Annotated in this window: 1 protein-coding gene and 1 pseudogene; one reads left to right on the forward strand and one right to left on the reverse strand. The window is 69.4% G+C overall.

Going from position 1 to position 1107, the window contains the following annotated elements; all coding sequences use genetic code 11:
- Window positions 1-194 (forward strand): annotated as a pseudogene (locus ACJMNC_RS18330) (choloylglycine hydrolase); the annotation flags it as partial.
- A gap of 24 nt (window positions 195-218) precedes the next feature.
- Here the strand turns inward: ACJMNC_RS18330 and ACJMNC_RS18335 are convergent.
- A partial coding sequence (locus ACJMNC_RS18335; RefSeq protein WP_408949373.1) for a CapA family protein occupies window positions 219-1107 on the reverse strand: 889 nt, incomplete at its 5' end.

Below are 1107 nucleotides of genomic sequence, written 5' to 3' on the forward strand. Positions count from 1 at the left end.
CGGGCAATGTCCCCCAGCAGTTCGGCAAGCACCACAAGTTCCACATCATCTCGATCGAGCAGGCCGATCTCCTCGGCACCGCCGTCAGCAAGGCGATGGCCGCCGTCGACGCGGGCAAGAAGGCCCACGCCGGCGAGGAGAAGGTCCAGGACCTGGTCCGCGCGAAGTACCTGGAGCTGGTCGGCGCCGAATAACCCCGGCGGCGGCGACGCGCTCGGTCAGATCCGGCGGCATCCGGCCGGCGAATCGGCCAGCAGTGCGGCGCCGCCCTCCGGGATCAGCATGCCGTGCAGGACCACGTCGTGCAGATGATCCAGTTCGGCGCGTTCCCGCTCGCTGAGCGGATAGTCCTCCGGGTGCGCATAGACGTCCGCGAACGGGAGGATCCGGCAGTCGACCGTGTTGTTCTCGCGCGGTGCGTTGAGCAGGTACAGCGGCAGCATCCGCAGGTTCGCCAGGTAGGTGCGGGTGCCGTCGGCCGTTTCCTCCTGCACCACGTCGAAACGGACGGTGTAGGCCAGCTTCGAATTGCGGCTCTCCGGGTGGTAGCTCACCAGGTCGCCGAAGGCGTACACGATGAGCCCGTCGGGCCGGCCGTCGCGCACCACCCGCTGCATCGGCTGCGGGACATGCGGGTGGCTGCCCAGCACGGTGTCGATGCCCAGGTCGATCAGGGTGTTGGCGGCCTCGACCACGTTCTCACGCGGGTACATCTCCAGCTCCCGGCCCCACTGGCAGTAGGCGATCAGATAGTCCGCGCCCCGGGCCCGGGCCGCGGCGATCTGCCGGCGCACCAGTGTGTAGTCGGGGGCCGGCGCCGCGTCGTTGAAACGCACCTCGTCGACGAGGTACGGCTTGTCCGCGGGCGGGCGACGGCCGTTGAGATCCATGGTGAACGAGAGCAGACCGATCCTGATCCCGTTCACCTCGAGCACCACCGCGTCGTCCTGCTGCGCCTGGCTCGCAGCGGTTCCGGCATGCGCCGCGCCCGACCGGGCCAGGGTGCGCAGCGTCGACAGCACACCCTTCTCGCCCCAGTCCAGCGCGTGGTCGGTGGCGGTGGCGAAGAAGTCGATGCCGCCGCGCGCGACGAACCGGTGCAGCATC

This window comes from Gordonia sp. VNK21 (assembly GCF_046098115.1).
GTDB lineage: Bacteria > Actinomycetota > Actinomycetes > Mycobacteriales > Mycobacteriaceae > Gordonia.